At 73.1% G+C, this 21,932-nt stretch carries 19 protein-coding genes; 17 read left to right on the top strand and 2 right to left on the bottom strand.

Going from position 1 to position 21,932, the window contains the following annotated elements; all coding sequences use genetic code 11:
- Nucleotides 1–288 precede the first annotated feature (288 nt).
- Nucleotides 289–687 carry a pilus assembly protein CpaE gene (locus H7A69_RS05305; RefSeq protein ID WP_182046106.1) on the bottom strand — a complete coding sequence of 133 codons (399 nt, stop codon included), beginning with the start codon at nucleotides 685–687 and terminating at the stop codon, nucleotides 289–291.
- Between the two features lie 279 nt (nucleotides 688–966).
- On the opposite strand from H7A69_RS05305, the gene H7A69_RS05300 reads away from it, so the two are divergent.
- The 3 genes from H7A69_RS05300 (at nucleotide 967) to tatA (ending at nucleotide 5,770) form a co-directional block, all read left to right on the top strand.
- On the top strand, nucleotides 967–3,726 hold the full coding sequence (locus tag H7A69_RS05300) for a glycoside hydrolase family 2 protein (protein ID WP_182046105.1): 2,760 nt from the start codon (nucleotides 967–969) through the stop codon (nucleotides 3,724–3,726).
- 72 nt (nucleotides 3,727–3,798) lie between these two features.
- On the top strand, nucleotides 3,799–5,265 hold the full coding sequence (locus tag H7A69_RS05295; protein ID WP_182046104.1) for a sugar transferase: 1,467 nt from the start codon (nucleotides 3,799–3,801) through the stop codon (nucleotides 5,263–5,265).
- A 220-nt stretch (nucleotides 5,266–5,485) separates the two neighbouring features.
- A complete protein-coding gene (gene tatA / locus H7A69_RS05290) occupies nucleotides 5,486–5,770 on the top strand; it encodes a twin-arginine translocase TatA/TatE family subunit (RefSeq protein WP_069712031.1) in 285 nt (94 codons plus the stop codon).
- A 107-nt stretch (nucleotides 5,771–5,877) separates the two neighbouring features.
- Here the strand turns inward: tatA and H7A69_RS05285 are convergent, their stop codons facing one another.
- Entirely contained in the window at nucleotides 5,878–7,095 is a 1,218-nt protein-coding gene (locus tag H7A69_RS05285) for a heparan-alpha-glucosaminide N-acetyltransferase domain-containing protein (protein ID WP_182046103.1), read from the bottom strand.
- A 76-nt stretch (nucleotides 7,096–7,171) separates the two neighbouring features.
- On the opposite strand from H7A69_RS05285, the gene H7A69_RS05280 reads away from it, so the two are divergent.
- The 14 genes from H7A69_RS05280 (at nucleotide 7,172) to H7A69_RS05220 (ending at nucleotide 21,727) form a co-directional block, all read left to right on the top strand.
- The gene (locus H7A69_RS05280; protein WP_182046102.1) at nucleotides 7,172–8,566 is read left to right on the top strand and encodes an MFS transporter; all 1,395 of its coding nucleotides are present in this window, start codon (nucleotides 7,172–7,174) and stop codon (nucleotides 8,564–8,566) included.
- A gap of 53 nt (nucleotides 8,567–8,619) precedes the next feature.
- The gene (locus H7A69_RS05275; RefSeq protein WP_182046101.1) at nucleotides 8,620–10,788 is read left to right on the top strand and encodes an ATP-dependent Clp protease ATP-binding subunit; all 2,169 of its coding nucleotides are present in this window, start codon (nucleotides 8,620–8,622) and stop codon (nucleotides 10,786–10,788) included.
- Between the two features lie 54 nt (nucleotides 10,789–10,842).
- A complete protein-coding gene (locus tag H7A69_RS17410; protein WP_259346095.1) occupies nucleotides 10,843–10,965 on the top strand; it encodes a hypothetical protein in 123 nt (40 codons plus the stop codon).
- Nucleotides 10,966–10,988: 23 nt separating this feature from the next.
- Nucleotides 10,989–11,642: a response regulator transcription factor gene (locus H7A69_RS05270; RefSeq protein ID WP_220456194.1), complete on the top strand. Its 654-nt coding sequence runs from the start codon at nucleotides 10,989–10,991 to the stop codon at nucleotides 11,640–11,642.
- Nucleotides 11,624–12,793, top strand: coding sequence for a sensor histidine kinase (locus H7A69_RS05265; RefSeq protein ID WP_182046099.1), 1,170 nt, complete (start codon nucleotides 11,624–11,626; stop codon nucleotides 12,791–12,793). Before H7A69_RS05270 ends, H7A69_RS05265 begins: the two co-directional genes overlap by 19 nt.
- Nucleotides 12,794–12,841: 48 nt before the next feature.
- Nucleotides 12,842–13,348, top strand: a complete 507-nt coding sequence (locus H7A69_RS05260) for a hypothetical protein (protein ID WP_182046098.1) — start codon at nucleotides 12,842–12,844, stop codon at nucleotides 13,346–13,348.
- Nucleotides 13,349–13,408: 60 nt separating this feature from the next.
- Nucleotides 13,409–13,888: a hypothetical protein gene (locus H7A69_RS05255; protein ID WP_182046097.1), complete on the top strand. Its 480-nt coding sequence runs from the start codon at nucleotides 13,409–13,411 to the stop codon at nucleotides 13,886–13,888.
- Nucleotides 13,885–14,931 carry an efflux RND transporter periplasmic adaptor subunit gene (locus H7A69_RS05250; RefSeq protein WP_182046096.1) on the top strand — a complete coding sequence of 349 codons (1,047 nt, stop codon included), beginning with the start codon at nucleotides 13,885–13,887 and terminating at the stop codon, nucleotides 14,929–14,931. Before H7A69_RS05255 ends, H7A69_RS05250 begins: the two co-directional genes overlap by 4 nt.
- Before the next feature lie 77 nt (nucleotides 14,932–15,008).
- Nucleotides 15,009–15,716 (top strand): ABC transporter ATP-binding protein, encoded by a 708-nt coding sequence (locus tag H7A69_RS05245; protein WP_182046116.1) that lies wholly within the window; start codon nucleotides 15,009–15,011, stop codon nucleotides 15,714–15,716.
- Complete coding sequence (locus H7A69_RS05240) at nucleotides 15,713–16,927, top strand: ABC transporter permease (RefSeq protein WP_259346094.1); 1,215 nt, start codon at nucleotides 15,713–15,715, stop codon at nucleotides 16,925–16,927. Before H7A69_RS05245 ends, H7A69_RS05240 begins: the two co-directional genes overlap by 4 nt.
- A 93-nt stretch (nucleotides 16,928–17,020) precedes the next feature.
- On the top strand, nucleotides 17,021–17,575 hold the full coding sequence (locus tag H7A69_RS05235; RefSeq protein ID WP_069712039.1) for a DUF2231 domain-containing protein: 555 nt from the start codon (nucleotides 17,021–17,023) through the stop codon (nucleotides 17,573–17,575).
- Nucleotides 17,576–17,715: 140 nt separating this feature from the next.
- A complete protein-coding gene (locus H7A69_RS05230) occupies nucleotides 17,716–18,504 on the top strand; it encodes a DeoR/GlpR family DNA-binding transcription regulator (RefSeq protein ID WP_182046095.1) in 789 nt (262 codons plus the stop codon).
- The gene (locus H7A69_RS05225) at nucleotides 18,501–19,526 is read left to right on the top strand and encodes a 1-phosphofructokinase family hexose kinase (RefSeq protein WP_182046094.1); all 1,026 of its coding nucleotides are present in this window, start codon (nucleotides 18,501–18,503) and stop codon (nucleotides 19,524–19,526) included. Before H7A69_RS05230 ends, H7A69_RS05225 begins: the two co-directional genes overlap by 4 nt.
- 74 nt (nucleotides 19,527–19,600) lie before the next feature.
- The gene (locus H7A69_RS05220) at nucleotides 19,601–21,727 is read left to right on the top strand and encodes a fructose-specific PTS transporter subunit EIIC (protein WP_182046093.1); all 2,127 of its coding nucleotides are present in this window, start codon (nucleotides 19,601–19,603) and stop codon (nucleotides 21,725–21,727) included.
- Nucleotides 21,728–21,932 lie beyond the last annotated feature (205 nt).

Below are 21,932 nucleotides of genomic sequence, written 5' to 3'. Positions count from 1 at the left end.
GCTGCGGTGTCGTCGGAGCAGCTGCGGACGGTGCTCCGCGCTGCGTCGGTGCCGTCGGTGCCGACGGAGCCCGAGGCCGAGCCGGTGCCGTCGGAGCTCGCCTTCACCGGCTCCACGGTCCTGCGGGTCGCGCTCCCTGCCGCTGCCGTGCTCCTGCTCGGAGGCGTGATCCTCCTGGTCCGGGCACAGCGCCGCCGTGACGGAGCGGACGCGTCCCACCCCGCGGAGGACCGAGCCGCCCGGACGACCGCCCCCGCCCGGCCCACCAGCCGGACGGGGGCGGTCTCGTCACGCCAGGGCGGCGGTGACGTACTCCAGCAGTGCGGCGGCGTAGGCCTCGGCCGCGTCGTCACTCCGGAACTCCCGGGGCGTCCCGCCGATCGTCGCCGTCACGACGAACCCGGCGGTCAGCGACACGAACGCCGGGCCGAGCAGGTCGCGCAGCTGGTCCTCGCGCGGGAGCCACAGCGACTCGGACGCCTCGACCGAGTCGAGCGCCCACTCGGTCGTCCCGTTGAAGCCGAGCACGGTGCCGCTCGGGTAGTCGTGCCGTTCGACCGTCATCTCGGAGACGGTGTAGACGTCGTCGTCGACCCCGGGCTTGTCGATGACGAAGCGGTCGCCGGTCGCCGGGTGCCAGCGGAGTCCGGCGTCGCGGAGCGACCGGGCGAGTTCGACGGTGATCACGGCACCACCCTGCCACGCACCGACGGTGCGCGTCGCGCGGACCCGGGCGGCGGCGTAGGTGCCGGCAAGGTCGCCGTACTAGCATCGCCGAGCACCCCCGCGCGCGGCGAGCAGTCGTCCGCGCGCGCGGACGCGACGACGCCCGGGCGACCGGTGCCGCGCCTCCCGGCCGCTGCCGCGACCACGGGCACGACCGCCGGCCGGCGTCCCGGTCCGGGTCGGCGACCAGCCGGTCCGGGTCCCGTCCGCCCCACCCCGTCCGCCCAGCAAAGGACCCGCATGACCCTCGAGCGCGAGGAACTCCGCGACGACTGGACCGTGGCGATCGCCGGCGACCAGGTGCCGGCCGGAGCGCCGGCCGGGATCGCGGGTCGCACGATCCCCGCCACGGTGCCGGGGCAGGTGCACACGGACCTCGAACGCGAGGGACTCGTCGCCGACCCGACGTTCGACCGCAACGAGGACGGCGCGAAGTGGGTCGGACGGGCCGACTGGGTCTACCGGCGCACCGTGGACGTCGCACCGCGGGGCCACGAGCGCGTCGACCTCGTCTGCGAGGGGCTGGACACCGTCGCGGAGCTGAGCCTCGACGGCGTGGTCATCGGCACCACCCGGAACATGCACCGGCGGTACCGGTTCGACCTCAACGACGTGCCGGGTGCTGCGGGCGACCGCGAGCTCGAGATGCTCTTCGAGTCGCCGTACCGCGAGGCCGGCCGTGTCGCCGCCCGCGCCGGGTCGATGCCCGGGCCGTACGACGAGCCGTTCCCCTACGTCCGCAAGCAGGCGTCGAACTTCGGCTGGGACTGGGGACTCACCGCAGTGACGAGCGGACCGTGGCGTCCCGTCGCGATCGAGCGCTGGTCGACGGCCCGCCTCGCCGAGGTGAAGCCGCTGGTCGACGTCGAGGCCGGCGAGGGCGTCCTCGACGCCCACGTCCGCGTCGAGCGCTCCGGGATGAACGACCTCGACCAGGACGGCGAGGACGACGACCTCGTGCTCGTCGTCACGGTCGCCGGCCCCACGGCCGACGGCGGGACGACCCGGCAGCGTTCGCGGGCACAGCTGACGCCGAAGGACGACGAGACGGTCGTCACGGTGCGCGTGCCCGAGGTGCGGCGCTGGTGGCCGCGCGGCTACGGGGAGCAGCCCCGGTACGACGTGACCGTCGAGCTGCAGACCGTCGACGGCGAGGTCCTCGACCGTCGGACGGCGAGGACGGGCTTCCGCTCGGCCCGCATCGACACCGCCGACGACGCCGTCGGCAAGCCCTTCACCGTCGTGGTGAACGGCACCGTGATCGACGTGCGCGGGGTGAACTGGATCCCGGACGACGTCATCGTGTCCCGGGTCGACCGGCAGCGGGTGGCCGACCGGCTCCGGGTCGCCGCGGACATCGGCGTGAACCTCGTCCGGGTCTGGGGCGGTGGCGTCTACGAGTCCGACGACTTCTACGACGTGTGCGACGAGGCCGGCCTGCTCGTCTGGCAGGACTTCGCCTTCGCGTGCGCGGCCTACCCCGAGATCGAGCCGATCCGCAGCGAGGTCGTCGCCGAGGCCCGCGACAACGTCGCACGCCTGGCCGGCCACCCCTCGCTCGTCGTCTGGAACGGCAACAACGAGAACATCTGGCTGCACGACGCCGACGGCTGGGCCGACGAGCTCGGCGACCGCGGCTGGGGACTCGACTACTACCTCGACCTGCTCCCGACGATCGTCGACGCCGTCGACCCGTCGCGCTTCTACACGGTCGCGTCGCCCTGGTCGGGTTCCGAGAGCCTGCCCGCGAACGACGTCGACCACGAGACGCACCACTCGTGGGACGTCTGGAACCGCCTCTCCGACGACCACTACCGCGACTCGGTGCCGCGCTTCGTCTCGGAGTTCGGCTGGCAGGCGCCGCCCGCGTGGCGCACCCTGCGCGAGGCCGTGACGGACGAGCCGCTGCGCGTCGACTCACCCGGCGTCGTGCACCACCAGAAGGCCGACGACGGGATGGGCAAGCTCGCGCGCGGCATCGCGCCGAGGTTCGGTACCGTCGACCCGGGGGAGTTCGACCGCTGGCACTACCTGACGCAGCTCCAGCAGACGCGCGCGATCGCGACGGCCGTCGAGCACTGGCGGACGCACTGGCCGCGCAACACCGGCGTGGTCGTCTGGCAGCTCAACGACCTGTGGCCGGTGGCCTCGTGGTCTGCGGTCGACTCCGCGGGGCGGCTCAAGCCGCTCGCGCACGAGCTGCGTCGGCTGTACGACGACGTCCTGCTGGCGATCCGTCCCGTCGCGCGTCCGTCCACCGCCGACGGTGCGGCCACCGACGACGGTGCGGCACCGACTCCGTCCGACGACCGGTCGGGAGGCACGGACCGCGACGGTAGGTCGGCTCCCGCCGACGGGGCGGCCGGGACCACCCCCGCCGGTGCCGCGGACGGGACCGGCGAGCCCGGCGGTCTGGTGGACACCCTGTCGCTCGGGGTCTCGCCGGGGTCCTTCGGCGGTTCGCCCGTCGAGGTCGCCGTCCGCTCCGCGCGTGCTGGGCGCGACAGCGTGGTCCGGGTCCGTCGCATGCACGTCTCGGGCACGATCCTCGCCGAGGCGACGCTGCCCGTCCGGCTGTCCGAGGCCGGCGTCGCCGTCGTCCCGCTGCCGGAGTCCGTCGGCGTCGTCGACGACCCGACCCGCGAGCTCGTGGTGGCGGACATGGACTGGCGCCGTGCGGTCTGGACCGCGGCGCCGGACCAGGACGTGCACTGGGAGCCGGCGCGGTACCGCACGACGGTGACACCCGCTGCCGACGGCGACGGGCACGACCTGGTCGTCGAGGCGGAGTCGCTCGTGCGGGACCTGCTCGTGCAGCCCGACCGCGTGGCGTCGACCGGCACGGTGGACCGCGGGTTCATGACGCTGCTGCCGGGTGAGCGCGTCGGCTTCCGGGTCCGTGGGCTGTCCGACGCGGAGGCCGCGCGCCTGGTCGAGGGGCCGGTGCTGTGGTCGCTCGCGGACGTCCTCCACACGCTGGAAGATCGCACACCGTACTGATATACTGGCCGGGTCCGGTGCTTCCGGGCCCGGCACGGAACCCGCCTGCCGGTCACCGTCCGGAGGTGCTCGATGTCGCTCGCAGTGCGTCAGCCGTCGTCGACCACGCCGCGACGGGCCGCTCCCGCCGGGGCCACGTCCGGGTTCTCCTTCTCCGTCGGCATGCTCGACCTCGGGATGCTCGTCGTCGCGTTCGGGGTCGCTCACGCCCTCCGGTTCCCGTGGGAGGTCTCCGGCCTCGCCGCCGGTCCCGGCTGGACCGAGGTCGTGACGGCTCCGGCGATCATGCTGCTCTGGATGCTCCTGCTCTCGGGCTTCCGGACGCGCGACCCGCGCATCGCCGGGATCGGCAGCGAGGAGTACCGCCGGCTCGTCACCGCGAGTCTCGTCGCCGGCGCGACGGTCGCCGTGGTCGCGTACGCCGCACGACTCGACATCGCCCGGGGCTACGTCGCCATCGCGCTCCCACTCGGTCTCGTCCTGCTCGCCCTCGGGCGGAAGGGCGTCAGGACGGTCCTCGCCCACCGCCGCGCCCTGGGGCAGCAGCTGCTCGACGTCCTGCTCGTCGGCGACCTCGACGACGTCCGGTACGTCGGGCGGCGCATCGCTGCCACGCCGGCTGCCGGGTACCGCGTCGCTGCGGTCGTGTCCGACTGCGCCGAGGTGGGCACCGGGGTCGACCTCGGCACGGCCGAGGCCGAGGTCATCGGCGGCATCGACGACGTGCTCGACGTTGCGTCGGACACGGGCGTGGCGGCCGTGGTGGTGGCCGGTGCCGTGCGCGGCGGCCACGAACGGCTGCGCCGACTCGGGTGGCAGCTCGAGGAGCGGGGCGTCGAGCTCGTCGTCTCCTCGCCGCTCGCCGACATCGCTGCTGGGCGGGTGCACGAGCGACCGGTCGACGGGTTGCCGCTCATGCACGTCGAGACCCCCGACTACCGCTGCCGCCGGGGCAAGCGGCTGCTCGACGTGGTCGGCGCCACCGCCGGTCTGGTCGTGCTCGCACCGCTGCTCGCGGCCATCGCCCTGGTCATCCGACTCGACGACGGCGGGCCGGTGTTCTTCCGGCAGCGCCGCGTCGGACGGGGGTCGCAGGAGTTCTCGATCCTCAAGTTCCGGACGATGTGCGTCGACGCCGAGGCGCGGATCGCCGAGCTCGCCGCCGAGAACGAGGGCTCGGGGCCCCTCTTCAAGCTGCAGCGCGACCCCCGGGTGACCCGGGTCGGCGCGTTCCTCCGTCGGACGTCGCTCGACGAGCTCCCGCAGCTGTGGAACGTCCTCACCGGGTCGATGAGCCTCGTCGGTCCCCGTCCCGCACTGCCGAGCGAGGTTGCCGTCTACGAGGACTTCGCCGATCGACGGTTGCTCGTGACCCCCGGCATGACCGGGTTGTGGCAGGTCAGCGGCCGCTCGGACCTCGACTGGGCAGAAGGGGTCCGGCTCGACCTGCACTACGTCGAGAACTGGTCGTTCCTCCACGACCTCGTCATCCTCGCCAGGACGATCCCGTCCGTCCTGCGGTCCCGCGGCGCCTACTAGCCGCCCCACCGACCCCGGCCGTGCCTTGACCCGCGGCCGGAACGGCGCACCCCCGGAGAGCAACGGCCTCCGGGGGTGCTGCCTGTGTGAACGGTGTCCGTTCCTGCTCCGGCCTGGGCTTCGGTGCGATGGGGGAGTTACCATGTCTGGACACGCTCTTCCGCTGGCCCGATCGACGACGATCAGGCCAGTGACGCCAGAACCAGGACAAGGAGTCAACATGTTCGCAGGCCTCACAGGGCTCCACCTGCTGATCATCCTCGGGATCGTCATCCTGCTGTTCGGTGCGACCAAGCTGCCGGCGCTCGCCAAGGGCCTCGGCCAGTCGATCAACATCTTCAAGAAGGAGATGGGCGACGACAAGAAGAACGACGACGGCACGGTGAACACCGTCGTGACCGACCCCGCCGCCCAGCACACGGCGCAGCCGACCGCGCAGCCCGTCGTCAACCCCGGCCCCTCGGTGCAGCCCAACGCGCACTCGAGCGCCGAGCCCAAGAACTAGGACACCCAGCCCCGTCCTGTCGGCAGCCCCCGCGACCACCTCGGTCGCGGGGGCTTCGGCGTTCGCAGGGTTCCGGCTGTCGCGCGGTCGGGGTCGGTGCGGAGCGGTCAGGCGGTCGCAGGCCGGGGATCGTCGAGCGCTCGGGACGCGCGGCGGGTCAGAGCCTCGAGCGGCCCCCGTCGACCCGACCGGTCCACGAGCAGCGCGGTGACGACCGCCACGACGGCGAGCACGGTGAACGGGAACCACCCGTGGAGCGCGGGCACCGGGTCCGGGTTGCCCGCGGCGAACCAGGCACCGATCGCCAGGACGTGCCCGCAGTAGAGCGTCAGGGCGAGGCGGCCGACCGCGCGCAGCGGCAGGAGGACCGACGCGAGCCGGACGGCGACGAGGCAGAGTGCGGCGAGGACGGCCAGCGCGACTCCGAGCGCTCCGACGAGCTCGAACGACGACCCCGAGTGCGGCGTGACGTCGAGCAGCCGCGCCCACTGGATCTGCGGGAACGGCGGGAACTCCGGTCGGAGCTGCACCACGTCGGGGCCGCCGCTCGGCACGGTCTTCGACACGGGTCCTGCCCCGCCGCCCGACGTCGCGGGGACCAGCATCCCGACCGGGCCGACGACGCCGAGCGCCGATCCGAGGAGGGCACCGCCGCCGTACCCCACGACGGCCATCGCGGTGCCGATGACCAGCATCCGGCGGAGCACCGCTGCGCGGTCGAGGCCGAGTCGTGCGACGAGCACCCCGGCGAGCACGACGCCGAACCAGGACACCGCCGGGTAACCGACGAACAGCAGGTCGGCGATGCCGCTCCCGCTCATCTCGACGACGGCCTGACCGGCGAGTGCGAGCACGGGTCCGACGCCCAGGGAGAGCGCGGTCGCGAGGACGACCCAGCGGAGCCGGAGCCGGAGGAAGGGCAGCGCGGCCACGAACAGGACCGCGTAGGTCGGCAGGATGACGAGGACGCCCCCTGGGACGAGCGTGAGGAGCGCGCCGATCGCCAGGAGCACCGCGGCGCGGGCCAGCACGTGCCGACGGTCGCGCAGGAGACCGCCTCCGGGACGGCCGGTCGTCGCGCGTCCGGTGGTCTCGGGATCGGCACGCGGTCCGGTGGTGAGCAGGACGAGCGAGACGCCGGCGCACAGGGCGAACAGGACCGAGGACCGGCCGTTCACGAGGTCGGGCCAGCTCGACGGATCCGTCCAGTCGAAGAGCCGGTCCGCTGCCCCGACGTGGGCCGCGAACATGCCGAGGACGGCGAGCCCGCGAGCGGCGTCGAGACCGGCGAGACGTGGACGGGTGGGGGCGATGACATGTTGCATGTCGACGATGCTCGCGAGCGCGCTGTTTCGTCGGTGCAACCGGTCGCCGGGTGTCGCCGGCGAGGATGATGGGCGCATGACCGCTCCGGCCGCAACGGCTCCGCTCCGCGACGACCGCCGAGTGGTCCTCGTGGTCGCGATCCTGGCGTCGTTCGTCGTCGGGCTCGACTCGAGCGTCGTCAACGTCGCCCTGCCGGCGATCCGCCGGGAGCTCGGCGGTGGTCTCGTCGTGCAGCAGTGGACCGTGGACGCCTACCTGGTCACGCTCGGCTCGTTGATCCTGGTCGCCGGCTCCCTCTCCGACCTGTTCGGCCGCGTCCGGATCATCCGGTGGGGCCTGGTCGTCTTCGGCGTCGCCTCGGTGGTGTGCGCGATCGCACCGACCGGCGAGGTCCTGGTCGTCGCCCGGGCGTTCCAGGGCGTCGGTGGAGCGCTGGTGACCCCGAGTGCCCTGGCGCTCATCGTCGCGGCGTTCCGGGGTGCGGCGCAGGCGAAGGCGATCGGGTCGTGGACGGCCTGGTCGAGTGCGGCGTCCATCCTCGGGCCGGTCGTCGGCGGGCTGATCGTCGACGGCATCGGCTGGCGCTGGATCTTCGTCGTGACGGCCGTGCCGATCGCGGTGACGATCCCCCTGGTCCGGCGGATCTCCGGCGACGTGGTCACCGGTGACCGTCCGCGGGTGGACGTCGTCGGCGCGGTGCTCGCCGTGGTCGGGGTCGGCGGTGTCGTCCTCGGCCTGATCGAGCAGGAGCGCCTCGGGTGGGGCGCCCCGGTGGTGGTCGCCGCGCTCGTGCTCGGCGCCGCGTCCCTCGTGGCGTTCGTGCCGTGGGAGCTCCGCGTGACCCGCACCGCCGGTCCGCCCCTGGTGCCGCTCGAGCTCTTCCGGGCACGCAACTTCACGGTCGGCAACCTGGCGACGCTCTCGATCTACGGGGCGCTCGGGATGGTGTTCTTCGTCGTGACCCTGTTCCTGCAGGAGGTGTGGGGCTTCCCCGCCTGGGTGGCCGGACTCGCGACGTTGCCGCCCACGCTGATGCTCCTGGCGCTGTCCACCACGGTCGGTTCGTTCGCCGGCCGGTACGGTCCGCGGTGGTTCATGGCTGCCGGGCCGGCCGTGGCCGCGGTCGGCGCGCTGCTCATGCTGCTCGCCGGCGACGACCCGGCGGGCTACTGGTGGTCGGTGCTGCCCGGGCTGGTGCTGATCGGCGCGGGGATCGCGACCATGGTGACGCCGCTGACGAGTGCCGTGCTCGGATCGGTGCCGCAGGCGGAGGCCGGTGCCGGATCCGCCGTGAACAACGCGGTCGCCCGCATCGCCGGGCTGGTGACGGTGGCCCTGGCAGGCGTCGTCCTGGGCGGCGGGGTGAGCGTCGACGGACTGCACCGCGCGATGGTCGTGATGGCGCTGCTGCTGGCAGCCGGGGCCGTCGTCAGCGCGGTCGGGATCCGGAATGCACCGCTGCGCTCGTAAGTTGAGTGCAGTAGACTCAAGTACACCACCACCGCACGGAAAGGACGGACCGCATGGCGAACCTCCAGGGCGCCCCCGACTCGCAGGAACGGCAGAAGACCGCCCTCGAGCAGTACGGCGTCGACCTGACCGCGATCGCGCGGAGCGGCAAGCTCGACCCGGTGATCGGCCGTGACGCAGAGATCCGCCGCGTCTCCCAGGTGCTGACGCGCCGGACCAAGAACAACCCGGTCCTCATCGGCGAGCCGGGTGTCGGCAAGACCGCCGTGGTCGAGGGCCTGGCGCAGCGCATCGTCGCCGGCGACGTCGCCGACTCGTTGAAGGACAAGCGACTCGTGTCGCTCGACATGTCCGCGCTCATCGCCGGGGCGAAGTACCGCGGCGAGTTCGAGGAGCGGCTCAAGGCCGTCCTCAAGGAGATCGACGACTCCGACGGCCAGGTCATCACCTTCATCGACGAGCTGCACACACTCATGGGTGCCGGCGGCGGCGAGGGCTCCGTCGCGGCATCGAACATGCTCAAGCCGATGCTCGCACGCGGAGAGCTGCGGCTGATCGGCGCGACGACCCTCGACGAGTACCGCGAGTACATCGAGAAGGACGCCGCCCTCGAGCGGCGCTTCCAGCAGGTGTTCGTGGGGGAGCCGAGCGTCGAGGACACCGTGGCGATCCTCCGCGGACTCAAGGAGCGGTACGAGGCGCACCACAAGGTGACGATCAACGACTCCGCGCTGGTGGCCGCCGCGAGCCTGTCGAACCGGTACATCTCCGGTCGACAGCTGCCGGACAAGGCGATCGACCTCATCGACGAGGCGGCGAGCCGACTCCGCATGGAGATCGACTCGAGCCCGGTCGAGATCGACGAGCTCAAGCGCAGCGTCGACCGCCTGCGGGTCGAGGAGTTCGCGCTGAAGCAGGAGCGGGACGACGCGTCGAAGGCGCGGCTCGCGACCCTGCGCGCTGAGCTCGACAGCCGGCAGGCGCGGCTCGACGAGCTCGAGCAGCGCTGGCAGGCCGAGCGCGCGAGCCTCAACCGCATCGGTGAGCTCAAGCAGCAGCTCGACGAGCTCAACATGCGCAGCCAGCGTGCCCAGCGCGAGGCCGACTACGAGACGGTCTCGCGGCTCGAGTACGGCGAGAAGCCGCGCATCGAGGCCGAGCTGGCCGCCGCCGAGCAAGCCGAGAGCGCGGACCGCATGGTGAACGACAGCGTCGCGGACGAGGACATCGCCGCCGTGATCGCACAGTGGACGGGCATCCCGATGGGCCGCCTGCTGCAGGGCGAGACCGAGAAGCTCCTGCACCTGGAGACCGAGCTCGGTCGCCGGATCATCGGGCAGCGCGCCGCGGTGTCGACCGTGTCCGAGGCGGTCCGTCGCACCCGCGCCGGGATCTCGGACCCGGACCGTCCGACGGGCTCGTTCCTGTTCCTCGGCCCGACCGGCGTCGGCAAGACCGAGCTGGCCAAGGCGCTCGCCGAGTTCCTGTTCGACGACGAGAAGGCCCTCGTCCGCATCGACATGAGCGAGTACGGCGAGAAGCACTCGGTCGCGCGGCTCATCGGCGCCCCGCCCGGGTACGTCGGGTACGAGGCCGGCGGGCAGCTCACCGAGACCGTCCGTCGGCGCCCGTACTCCGTGGTGCTGCTCGACGAGGTCGAGAAGGCGCACCCCGAGGTCTTCGACGTCCTGCTCCAGGTGCTCGACGACGGCCGGCTCACGGACGGGCAGGGTCGGACGGTCGACTTCCGGAACACGATCGTGATCCTGACGTCGAACCTCGGCTCGCAGTTCATGACCGACCTGACGCTGACCGAGGTCCAGCGCGAGGAGGCCGTGCGGGAGCTCGTGCAGCAGGCGTTCCGACCCGAGTTCGTGAACCGGCTCGACGACATCGTCGTGTTCCAAGCGCTCACCACCGAGGACCTCGGTCAGATCGTCTCGCTGGACGTCGACCGGCTGGCACGTCGCCTCACCGACCGACGACTCGACCTCGCCGTCACGCCCTCCGCCCGCGGGTGGCTGGCGGAGCGCGGGTACGACCCGGTGTACGGGGCCCGCCCGCTCCGCCGCCTGATGCAGCGGCAGATCGACGACCGGCTGGCGCGGGCGATCCTGTCGGGCGACGTGCGCGACGGCGACACCGTCCGGGTCGACGTCGCCGCGGGTGGCGACGCACTCACGGTGGAGCCGTTCGAGCTGGCGGAGATCGTCGAGGAGTAGGTCGACCCCGGGAGCGTTACGGCGGCGAAACAGCGCAGGCGGGACGGTGGGCGCATGGAACCACACACCGTCGACACCGTCCCCCTGTTCATCGCCCGGTCCGCGGGTGCGACCGAGTACGTCGTGCGGGTCGACGAACGGCGGGGGACGGTGCACCTCGACTCAGCCGACTCCTAAGCAATGCATGTGAAATGTCACGCGTGCGTGTACTCGTGGTGGACGATGAGACCTCCCTGGCCGACCTCGTCGCGAAGGGGCTCTGCCGCCAGGACATGGCCGTCGACGTCGCCTACCGGGGCGACGATGCGGACGAGCTCCTCGCGGTGAACGACTACGACGTGGTGGTGCTCGACCGCGACCTGCCGGGGCTGCACGGGGACGAGGTCGCCCGTCGGCTCGCCGCCCGCGGCTCGCTCACCCGCATCCTCATGCTCACCGCCGCGACCGCACTCGCAGACCGCGTGCACGGGCTCGAGCTCGGCGCGGACGACTACCTCGCGAAGCCGTTCGAGTACCCGGAGCTCGTCGCCCGGGTGCGTGCCCTGGGGCGGCGGAGCGTGCCGCCGGTGGCGCCGGTGCTGGAGCGGGCCGGTCTCGTCCTCGACTCGAACCGGCGGGTGGCGACGCGGGACGGCCGCCCGCTCGACCTGACCTCCAAGGAGCTCGGGGTGCTCGAGGTGCTGCTCCGCGCGGACGGCCGGATCGTGTCGTCCGAGGAGCTGCTCGAGAAGGTCTGGGACATGAACATCGACCCGTTCACCGCGGCCGTCCGGGTGACGGTGTCGAAGCTCCGCAAGAAGCTCGGGACCCCGGACCCGATCCGGACCGTGCCCGGGTGCGGGTACGCGTTGTGACGCGGATCTGGAGCATCGGCACCCGGACGGCCGTCGGGTTCGCGGTGTCGTCGATGGTGCTCACCGCGGGTGTCCTGGCCTTCGTGAACCTCGCGTCGCAGCGATCGCTGAGCGTCACCGCCGACGCTTCCGGTCCGACCTCGACGTGGTCGCACGTCGCGTCCATCGCGCCCGACCCGGACGCGACCGCACGCGTGTCCACCGGCGTGAGCGGCAGTGCCGCGTTCGTCCGCGTGGTCGCCGCCCAGCAGTGGCAGTGGTCCGCCGTCGGCATCGTCGCGGCCGGCGTGCTCGCCGGCGTGCTCGGATGGGTCCTCAGCCGCAGGGTGCTGCGCCCGATCGACCGCATCACGGCCACCACGAACCGCATCTCGGCGTCGACGCTGCACGAGCGGGTCGCCCTGGACGGACCCGACGACGAGCTCCGACGGCTCTCGGCGACGATCGACGCCCTGCTCGACCGGCTCGAGGCGGCGTTCGCGAGCCAGCGGCGGTTCGTGGCGCAGGCGGCGCACGAGCTCCGGACCCCGCTCGCGGTCCAGCGGGCCTCCCTGCAGATCGGCCTGCCCGACGACGCCTCGCCGGGGGAGGTCGCGTCGGTCCGGAGCGAGCTGCTGGAGCAGAACCGGCGGACCGAGCACCTCGTCGAGTCGCTGCTCGTGCTCGCCGAGGCCGAACGCGGGCTGGAGGACCGCGGCGCGCCGGTGGACCTCGACACGATCGTCCGCGACGTCGTCGCCCAGGCCCGACCCCAGGCCGAGGGTGTCGGGGTGACGATCCACACCGAGAGCGCCTCCGCTCCGGTCGGGCTGACCGGCGAGGCGCTCCTGGCGCGGCAGCTCGTCGCCAACCTCGTCGACAACGCCGTCGAGTACAACCACGACGGCGGCGCGGTGCTGGTCCGGACCGGGCCGTGCGGTGTCACCGTGGAGAACACCGGGCCGCTCGTCCCGTCGGCAGACGTCGCGACGCTGACCGAGCCGTTCCACCGCGGTGGGCACGCCGGATCGAAGCGGCACAGCGGTCTGGGGCTGTCGATCGTCGTCGCGATCGCCGATGCGCACGGCTGGGACGTCCGCATCGAACCGCGTCCCGGTGGCGGGCTGCGTGTCGCCGTGCTCGTCCGCCCGCCCGCTGTTTCGTCGGTGTAACCCTCCGCCACACGCTGGCGAAACACCGTCTGCGATGTGCTGGAGCACATGAACGACACCACACGAACCCCCCGACTGGTCCGCGCCGCCGCCGTCCTCGCCCTCGCGCTCGTCGGGCCGACCGCCCTCGCCGCCTGCTCCTCGACGCCGACCTCGCCGTCCACCGGAAACGCTGCGGCATCGGTCGGCGCGAAGTGGGGCGACTGCATGCGTACCGCCGGCTTCCAGGTCGAGGACCCGTCGGACGACCAGGTCCGGAGCGGGGCGGTGACCTCGCCGGCCGGCGTGGATGCGGAGCGCTTCACCGAGGCGTCCGGCAAGTGCGCATCGGACCTCGGCATCACGGGTGCCGACTCGGCGCAGAAGGACAAGTGGAAGCGCCAGTACGCAGCGGTGGACTCCTGCGTCCGTGAGCAGTACCCGGATGCGCCGGAGCAGGAACCGGGCGTCATCAACTACGGCGACTACCCGCGCGCACAGGAGCCGGAGTTCCAGGACACCCTCTCGTCCTGCCTGAGCAAGCACGCCCCGGACACCCAGCAGCTGGGCCGGTGATCGTCGGCACCTGACCACCGGCACCTGACCACCAGCACGACGAGCATCGGAGACACCACCATGACCACCATCGCCACCCGCACCGGGATCGCCGCGGCGTTCCTCGTCCTCGCCGGCGTCCTCGCCGGCTGTTCCGCAGCCGGACCGGATCCCGCATCGTCGTCGTCCGGACCTGCCCGGTCGAGCGTCGCTCACGCCGTCGCGTCCTGCATGCGCGACGCGGGCTACGACGTGACCGACGACGACTACCAGCGCTTCCCGACCGACGGGGACATCTCCGATCGGCAGGAGGTGTTGGAGAAGTGCACGAAGGAGCACGATCCCGAGACCGCGCGTCAGGCCGAGGAGGCCCAGAACGATCCGGAGTTCCTGGCGATCCAGACGAAGGTCGGGAAGTGCATGCGGAAGGCGGGGTACGCCGACTACCCGGACGATTCCCGCGACGCCGACGCGTACTCCCCGCCCGCGGGTGACCCAGAGTTCGGGGAGGTGCTCCGGAAGTGCTACGAAGGGGCCGGCGCGAGCGTGGTGACGCAGTGAACAGCACCACGACGAAGCGCACGGCCGTCCTCTCGGCATGCCTGGTCGCCGTGCTGGCCGCTGGCCTCGGCACGTGGGCGGTCGTCGGCGGTGCGCCGCAGGAGTCGTCCGCCGCCCAGGGCCGGACGCACCACGCCACGGCCCCCGTCACGAAGGGCGACCTCACCGACTCGAAGGTGTTCGCCGGCACCCTCGGGTACGGCGCCCCGACCGGTGTGCCCGGCGCAGCATCCGGCACCGTGACCTGGTTGCCGGAACCCGGGCAGGTCGTCGAGCAGGACCAGCCGCTCTACGCGGTCGACGAGCGGCCCGTCCGCGCGATGTACGGCACGACGCCGCTCTGGCGGACGCTCGAGTACGGCGACAAGGGTGCCGACGTCCGGCAGCTCAACGAGGACCTCGCTGCGCTCGGGTACGACGTCTCCGTCGACGAGGTCTTCGGGAAGCGCACGCTCGCCGCCGTGAAGCGGTGGCAGCGGGACCGGGGCCTGGAGCGCACGGGGACGATCACGGCGAACGACGTCGTGTTCGTCGACGGGGCCGTGCGGGTCGACTCGGTGGTCGCGAAGCTCGGGCAGCCGGCCGCCGGCGACGTCCTCGAGGTGACCAGCACCAAGCGGGTCGTGAACGCCTCGGTGTCGCAGACCGACGCGGAGCGCCTGCCCGTCGGGGCGAAGGTGCGCGTCCGGATCAACGGTGGCGGTGCCCCGGTCGACGGCGAGGTGGTCGACGCCGAGACGAGCGAGGCGGACGGCGATGGGAAGACCGTGGTCACCACGATCGCGTTCGACGCCGGCGACCGACAGCTGCCGGCTGCGGCGTCCGTGCAGGTCGAGGCGCCCGGTCAGACCGCGACGGACGTGCTGTCCGTGCCGGTGCAGGCGCTCGCCGCCGGCGGCCGCGGCGGCGAGTACAGCGTCGAGGTCGTCCGACGTGACGGCACCACGAAGCGCGTCCGCGTCGAGGTCGGACTCGTCGCCGACGGACGCGCGGCGGTCACCGGTGCCGTGCACGAGGGCGACGAGGTCGTGGTGCCCTCGTGAGCGTCGCGTCCCTCGCCGAGGGAACAGCCGCCGGGCCCACCGCCGGGCCGACCGCCGGGCCGACCGCGGCGGCGACGGTGGTCCACCTCCGTGACGTCGTGAAGACCTACGGCGACGTCCAGGCACTCCGCGGCGTCTCGCTGGACGTCACCGCGGGGGAGCTCGTGGCGGTCGTCGGCCCCTCCGGGTCGGGCAAGTCCACGATGCTCAACACGGTGGGCACGCTCGACCGACCGACGTCCGGCACCGTGCGGATCGCCGGGCACGACGTCGGGTCGATGCGCGACGACGACCTCTCGCGGCTCCGCGCCGAGCACATCGGGTTCGTCTTCCAGCACTTCCACCTGCAGGCGGGCGCGACGGCGGCGGAGAACGTCGCCGACGGGCTCCTCTACGCCGGGGTCCCGCGGCGCGCCCGCCTGGAGCGCGCGGAGGACGCCCTCGGACGGGTCGGCCTCGGCCACCGTGTCGGTCACCGCCCGACCGAGCTGTCCGGCGGCGAGAAGCAGCGCGTCGCGATCGCCCGCGCCATCGTCGGCGACCCCACGATCCTGCTGGCCGACGAACCCACCGGAGCGCTGGACAGCGCGAGCGGGCAGCGGATCCTGGCACTGCTCCGCGAGCTGAACGACGGCGGGACGACGGTGCTCGTCATCACGCACGACCTCGCCCTGGCGGCGTCGCTGCCGCGGCAGGTGCGCATGCGCGACGGCGCCGTCGAGGAGGACTCCAGCACGTCGGACGCCGGGGCGCTCGCTGACGCGATCGCCGGGGTCGCCCGGTGAGCGCGCACACGGTGCGCCCAGCGGGGCCGCGGACACGGACGGTCGGTCCGGGTGACCTCCTCCGGCTCGGGGTCTTCGGCCTCCGGACGCGGCCGGGCCGGGTCGTGCTGTCGGCGCTCGGCATCGCGATCGGCATCGCCGCGATGATCGCCGTCGTCGGGATCTCGTCGTCGAGCAAGGCGGCGCTCGACCGGGTGCTCGACGCGCTCGGGACGAACGTCCTGACCGTGACGAAGGCGCAGGGGTTCGGGGAGGTCGCGCCCCTGCCCACGACCGCCGTCGAGTCCGTCCTCCGCCAGCCCGACGTGCAGGCCGCCGCGGGCGTCGGAGAGGCGGAGGACGGCCGGGTCTACCGCAGCCCCTTCGTGCCGGCCGCGGAGACGAAGGGCGTCGGCGTGATGACGACGTGGGGCGACGTCCCCGCGGTGCTCGGCGGGTCGCTCGCGGCCGGCCGCTGGGTCGACCCGTCACCGGACGCTCCCGCGCAGGCGGTACTCGGTGCGGCGGCGGCCGAGAACCTCGGGATCGACCGGCTCCGCCCGGACACCGCGGTGTGGATCGGCGGGCAGCGGGTGCAGGTCGTCGGGATCCTCGCGCCGATGCAGCTCGCGGAGGACCTGGACAACCAGGTCTTCGTCCCGCGGGGGTTCGCGGCGTCCCTCGGCTTCGACGGGCACCCGACGGCGGTCTACACCCGCGTGGACCCGGAGCGCGTGGCGGCGGCGCGCGACGTCCTCGCGAACGCGGTCCGGCCCGATCGGCCGCAGGAGGTCGGCGTGACCCGTCCGTCCGACGCCCTCGCGGCGAAGAACGCGACGGACGACTCCTTCACGGGCCTCCTCGTCGGCATCGGCGGGGTCGCCCTGCTGGTCGGGGGCATCGGCGTGGCGAACACGATGGTGATCACCGTCCTCGAACGCCGGGCCGAGGTCGGCGTCCGCCGCGCGCTCGGTGCCCGTCGACGGAACATCCGCGACCAGTTCCTGGTGGAGTCGCTGTTGCTGTCGTTCCTCGGCGGCGTGGCCGGCGTCGTCATCGGGCTCGCGGTGACCATCACCTTCGCGGTCGGCCAGGGCTGGCCGGTGGCGATCCCGCTCTGGGCGGTCGGTGGTGGCCTCGCGGCGACCGTGGTGATCGGCGGCGTCTCCGGGCTCTACCCCGCTGCGCGCGCTGCGCGCATCCCGCCCACGTCGGCACTGGCGGCCGTCTGAGCGGCGGCGCGTGATCCGCGCAGCGCACCGGTCTGGAGGCCCGGTGCCGGTTCCTGGAACCGGCACCGGGCCTCCCGGCCTAGCGTCCAGGGCATGCCTGAGCTGCCGATCATCCGCCGCCTGACCGACTCCATCGAGCACGCGAGCGTGCTCGACAAGGCCGTCGACCTCGACACGCGCGTCGTCCGTGCCGTCGCGAAGCCGAAGGCCCTGCGGCAGCTGCTGCACGGCGTGCCGTTCGGTCACCCCCTGCACCCGCTGATGGTGCAGGTGCCGCTGGGTGCCTGGATCTCGGCGGCGGTCCTCGACACGATCGGCGGGAAGGGCAACGCGCGGGCCGCGCAGACGCTGACCGGGGTCGGGATCGCCTCGGCCGGTAGTGCCTCGATCGCCGGGTACGTCGACTGGGCGGAACTGTCCCTCGAGCAGCGTCGGACCGGGTGGGTGCACCAGGCCGTGAACTGGGTCGGCATCACGTTCTTCGGCCTGTCGTGGTGGCAGCGCCGGAAGGGCAACACCGCCGCGGGCAAGGCGCTCGGCTTCGTCGGGCTGACCGTCGTCGGCGTCGGCGGGTACCTCGGCGGCCACCTGTCGTACCGCCAGCGCGCCGGTGTCGGGTCGAGCGACCGCGTGCCGTTCGACGCCTGACCCGCCGTCCTGGACGCCCGATCCGCTGCTGCGGATCGGGCGTTCATTGCGTTCGTGTTGGTTCACCTGCGGAACAGTTGCATTCGTGTTGCTTCTGGACGTACAGTTCCTGAAACCAACGGGAACGAAGGAGTTCGGGCATGTACGCAACGGAGCGGCAGGACGCCATCGCCGCCGCGCTGCAGTCGGCCGGGCGGGTGTCGGTCGCCGACCTCGCCGAGCACTTCGACGTGACCACCGAGACCGTCCGGCGCGACCTCGACGCCCTCGAGACCGCCGGTGTCCTGCGCCGGGTGCACGGGGGAGCGGTCCCCGTCGGTCGGTCGAGCGTCGTCGAGCTCAGCGTCGCCGAGCGCGAGGGACAGCACGGCACCGCGAAGACCGCGATCGCGCGCGCCGCGATGCGGCTCGTGCCGTCGACCTTCACCGGCTCGATCGCCCTCGACGCGGGTACGACCTGCGCCGCCGTCGCCGCCGAGCTCGCACGGTGGGAGCCGGCGACGCCCGGGGCGACCCTGACCGTCGTCACCAACTCCGTGCCGATCGCCGCGGTCCTGCAGCACAGCGCCCACGTCGAGCTCCACCTGCTCGGCGGCCGGGTCCGCGGGGTGACGAGCGCCGCCGTCGGCACCGCGACCGTCGAGCAGATCGCCGGTCTGCGCCCCGACGTCGCCTTCGTCGGCACGAACGGTCTGTCCGCGGGCTTCGGGCTGAGCACTCCCGACGAGTACGAGGCCGGCGTGAAGGGCGCGTACGTCCTCGCCGCGCGCCGGAGCGTCGTGCTCGCCGACGCCGCGAAGCACGGGGTGGAGGCGCTCATGCGCTTCGCACGCCTCGACGAGATCGACACGCTCGTCACCGACCAGGAGCCCCCGGCGGACCTCGCCGTCGCGCTCGCCGACGCCGACGTGGAGGTCGTGGTCGCATGAGGCCCGAGAACGGCACCGTCCAGCACAGCACCCGCATCGTCACCGTGACGCCCAACCCGTCCCTCGACCGCACGATCGAGCTCGGCGGCGAGCTGCAGCGCGGCGCCGTCCAGCGTGCCGTGCGCACCACGGCCGAGCCCGGCGGCAAGGGCGTCAACGTGTCCCGCGTGGTCGTCGCGAGCGGTGGTGACACCCTCGCCGTCCTGCCGGGCGACGAGCTCGACCCCGTCCTGCTCGGCCTGGCGACCCGGGGCATCCCCACCCTCGCGCTGCCGATCGGTGCGCCGCTGCGGTCGAACGTGACCGTCACCGAGCCGACCGGCACGACGACGAAGCTCAACGAGCCCGGCCCCTCGCTGGCCGGACGGCTCGACGACCTCGCCGCGCTCGTGGCCGACGCCGCGGGCCCGACGCCGACCGGACCGGCCGCCCGCTGGGTCGTCCTCGCCGGTTCGCTCCCGCCCGGGCTGCCCGACGACGCCCTCGCCGTGCTCGTCCGCGCGGTCCGCCGGCGGCACGGCGACGACGTCCGGATCGCGGTCGACTCGTCGGGCGTCCCGTTCACCGCGCTGCTGCAGTCCGGGGAGCGGATCGACCTGGTGAAGCCGAACGCCGAGGAGCTCGCCGAGGTCGTCGGTGGTGACCCGGAGGTCTACGAGCGGGACCTCGAGGCCGCCGTCGCCGCGGCGCACCGGCTTCGCGACAAGCACGTCGACACGGTGCTGCTGACGCTCGGCAGCGCCGGCGCCGTCCTGGTGTCGGACGAGGGCGCCTTCGCCGCCGCGGCACCCCGGATCGTCGCCCGTTCGACGGTCGGCGCGGGGGACTCCTCCCTCGCCGGCTACCTGCTGGCCGAGGTCGCCGGGGCGTCCGCCGCCGACCGCCTCGCCCAGGCCGTCGCCACGGGAGCTGCCGCCGCGGCCCTCCCCGGCAGCGACGTCCCCGCACTCGACCACACCGACCCCGGCAGCGTGACCGTCCGGACCCTGCACACGACGCAGGTCCCGGCACCGATCGCCTGACCGGACACCCAACCCTGCGCCACCCCACCACCCGTACTGCCCGCGCCACGGCGCCCTTGCAAAGGAGCAACCCCATGTCCGCAGACACGACGCAGCGCCTCATCAGCGCCGAGCTCGTCGGCCTCGACGAGGACCTCGGCGGGACGTCCTCCGACGTCATCCGCGTGCTCGCCGACCGCGTCGCCGCGACCGGCCGCGCGGCCGACGGCGCCACCCTGGCCGAGGACGCCATCAAGCGCGAGGCGAGCGTGGGCACCGGCGTGCCCGGCGGCATCGCGATCCCGCACGCCCGGTCGGCCTCGGTGTCGAGCCCGACGCTGGCGTTCTCGCGCCTCGCCCGGAAGGTGCCGTTCGGCGCCCCGGACGGCGACGCCGACGTCGTCTTCATGATCGCCGTGCCCGAGGGGGCCGACAAGGACCACCTCACGGTCCTGTCGACCCTGGCCCGAGCGCTCATCCGCGAGGACTTCACCGCCGCGCTGCGTGCCGCGTCCACCCCGCAGGAGGTCGTCGACCTCGTCCAGCGCGAGGTGGGTGGCGAGGTCGCCGCAGCCGGCGTCGGGAACGCGAGCAGTGCCTCCCGTCCGACCACGCAGCCCGCGCAGGCAGCCGCAGCCGGCGGCGCGACCAGCGGCACCACCGGTGCGCGCAAGGTCATCGTCGGCGTCACCGCGTGCCCGACCGGCATCGCGCACACCTACATGGCCGCCGACGCCCTCGTCGCCGCGGCCGAGCGCGCCGGTGCCGAGATGCACGTCGAGACGCAGGGGTCCTCGCAGGTCGAGCCCCTCGACCCGGCGATCATCGCCCGTGCCGACGCCGTCGTCTTCGCGGTCGACGTGGACGTCCGCGACCGCGGGCGCTTCGCCGGCAAGCCGCTCGTCTCCGGACCGGTCAAGCGCGGCGTCGACGAGCCCGACGCGATGATCGCCGAGGCCATCCGCGCATCCGACGACCCGCACGCCGCACGCGTGCAGGGCGGCGCCGCGAGCACGTCGGAGTCCACCAAGACCGACGAGCACTTCGGCCAGGCGCTCAAGCGCTGGCTGCTCACGGGTGTGAGCTACATGATCCCGTTCGTCGCGGGCGGCGGGCTGCTCATCGCGCTCGGCTTCCTGCTCTCCGGGTACGCGATCGCGCTGCCGCACGGCGACTCCGGGCAGAACAACGCCGTCTACACGCTGACGAACTACACGTTGCTCAACCTGCCGCCGGAGGGCCTCGGCTACTACCTCGGCGCCGCCGCGTTCCAGATCGGCGGGGTGTCCCTCGGGTTCCTCGTCGCCGCCCTCGCCGGGTACATCGCCTACGCGATCGCCGACCGACCGGGCATCGCGCCGGGCTTCGTCGCCGGGTCGATCGCCGTCTTCATGAACGCCGGCTTCCTCGGCGGGCTCGTCGGCGGTCTCATCGCCGGCGCCGCCGCCTACTGGATCGGCCGCATCCCCACCTGGCGCTGGCTCCGTGGTCTCATGCCGGTCGTGATCATGCCGCTGTTCGCGTCGATCATCGCCTCGGGCCTCATGCTCCTCGTGCTCGGCGGCCCGATCGCCTGGCTGATGACCCAGCTGACCGGGTTCCTCAACTCGCTCTCCGGTGCCTCGGCGATCCTGCTCGGCATCATCCTCGGCCTGATGATGGCGTTCGACCTCGGTGGCCCGGTCAACAAGGTCGCCTACGCGTTCGCCGTCGCCGGCCTCGGTGCGGGCACCGCCACGAACGTGGTGCCGTTCGAGATCATGGCGGCCGTGATGGCCGCGGGCATGGTCCCGCCGCTGGCCCTGGCGCTCGCCTCGACCGTGCTGTACCGCAACGGCTTCACGAAGCCGGAGCGCGAGAACGGCAAGGCCGCCTGGCTGCTCGGTGCGTCCTTCATCTCCGAGGGGGCGATCCCGTTCGCGGCGGCCGACCCGCTGCGCGTCATCCCCGCCTCGATGATCGGTGCCGCGGTGACGGGTGCGATCTCGATGGGTGCCGGCGTCACGTCGCGCGCTCCGCACGGTGGCATCTTCGTGTTCTTCGCGATCGGGGACATCGCGATGTTCATCGTCGCGATCCTGGCCGGCACGGTCGTCTCCGCGCTCGTCCTGGTCGGGCTGAAGAAGTGGGTGCGTCGGGCGCCCGCCGCCGAGGCGGCGTCGGCCGAGCAGGCCGCCGTGGCCGGCGAGACGGTCGGCCAGCGCGCGCCGGCCGCCGTGTAGCGGTCGTCACCACCTGACGGACGGGAGGCCCGTGGCGGATCCGCCACGGGCCTCCCGTCCGTCGTGTGCGCGCGCAGCGCCCGTGACTGGTCGTCGAGGTTCCGCAATGTCGGAACCTCGAGCGCCTGCACACCCACCCGTGCAACCTCGACGGCCCTGGAACGGCGAGTCTCGGAACCTCGGCGACCCACGGCCGGGCACGTCG

Source organism: Curtobacterium sp. ME26 (assembly GCF_903970945.1).
GTDB classification, from domain to species: domain Bacteria; phylum Actinomycetota; class Actinomycetes; order Actinomycetales; family Microbacteriaceae; genus Curtobacterium; species Curtobacterium citri.
Note: the sequence above shows the minus strand (reverse complement) of the source record. Positions and strands in the feature narration are given on the sequence as shown.

Coding starts and splice junctions, on each gene's coding strand:
- H7A69_RS05220 (WP_182046093.1), top strand. CDS start 19,601: ATGTCCGCAGACACGACGCAGCGCCTCATCAGCGCCGAGCTCGTCGGC.
- H7A69_RS05255 (WP_182046097.1), top strand. CDS start 13,409: ATGACCACCATCGCCACCCGCACCGGGATCGCCGCGGCGTTCCTCGTC.
- H7A69_RS05285 (WP_182046103.1), bottom strand. CDS start 7,095: ATGCAACATGTCATCGCCCCCACCCGTCCACGTCTCGCCGGTCTCGAC.
- tatA (WP_069712031.1), top strand. CDS start 5,486: ATGTTCGCAGGCCTCACAGGGCTCCACCTGCTGATCATCCTCGGGATC.
- H7A69_RS05280 (WP_182046102.1), top strand. CDS start 7,172: ATGACCGCTCCGGCCGCAACGGCTCCGCTCCGCGACGACCGCCGAGTG.
- H7A69_RS05260 (WP_182046098.1), top strand. CDS start 12,842: ATGAACGACACCACACGAACCCCCCGACTGGTCCGCGCCGCCGCCGTC.
- H7A69_RS05235 (WP_069712039.1), top strand. CDS start 17,021: ATGCCTGAGCTGCCGATCATCCGCCGCCTGACCGACTCCATCGAGCAC.
- H7A69_RS05300 (WP_182046105.1), top strand. CDS start 967: ATGACCCTCGAGCGCGAGGAACTCCGCGACGACTGGACCGTGGCGATC.
- H7A69_RS05225 (WP_182046094.1), top strand. CDS start 18,501: ATGAGGCCCGAGAACGGCACCGTCCAGCACAGCACCCGCATCGTCACC.
- H7A69_RS17410 (WP_259346095.1), top strand. CDS start 10,843: ATGGAACCACACACCGTCGACACCGTCCCCCTGTTCATCGCCCGGTCC.
- H7A69_RS05275 (WP_182046101.1), top strand. CDS start 8,620: ATGGCGAACCTCCAGGGCGCCCCCGACTCGCAGGAACGGCAGAAGACC.
- H7A69_RS05295 (WP_182046104.1), top strand. CDS start 3,799: ATGTCGCTCGCAGTGCGTCAGCCGTCGTCGACCACGCCGCGACGGGCC.
- H7A69_RS05230 (WP_182046095.1), top strand. CDS start 17,716: ATGTACGCAACGGAGCGGCAGGACGCCATCGCCGCCGCGCTGCAGTCG.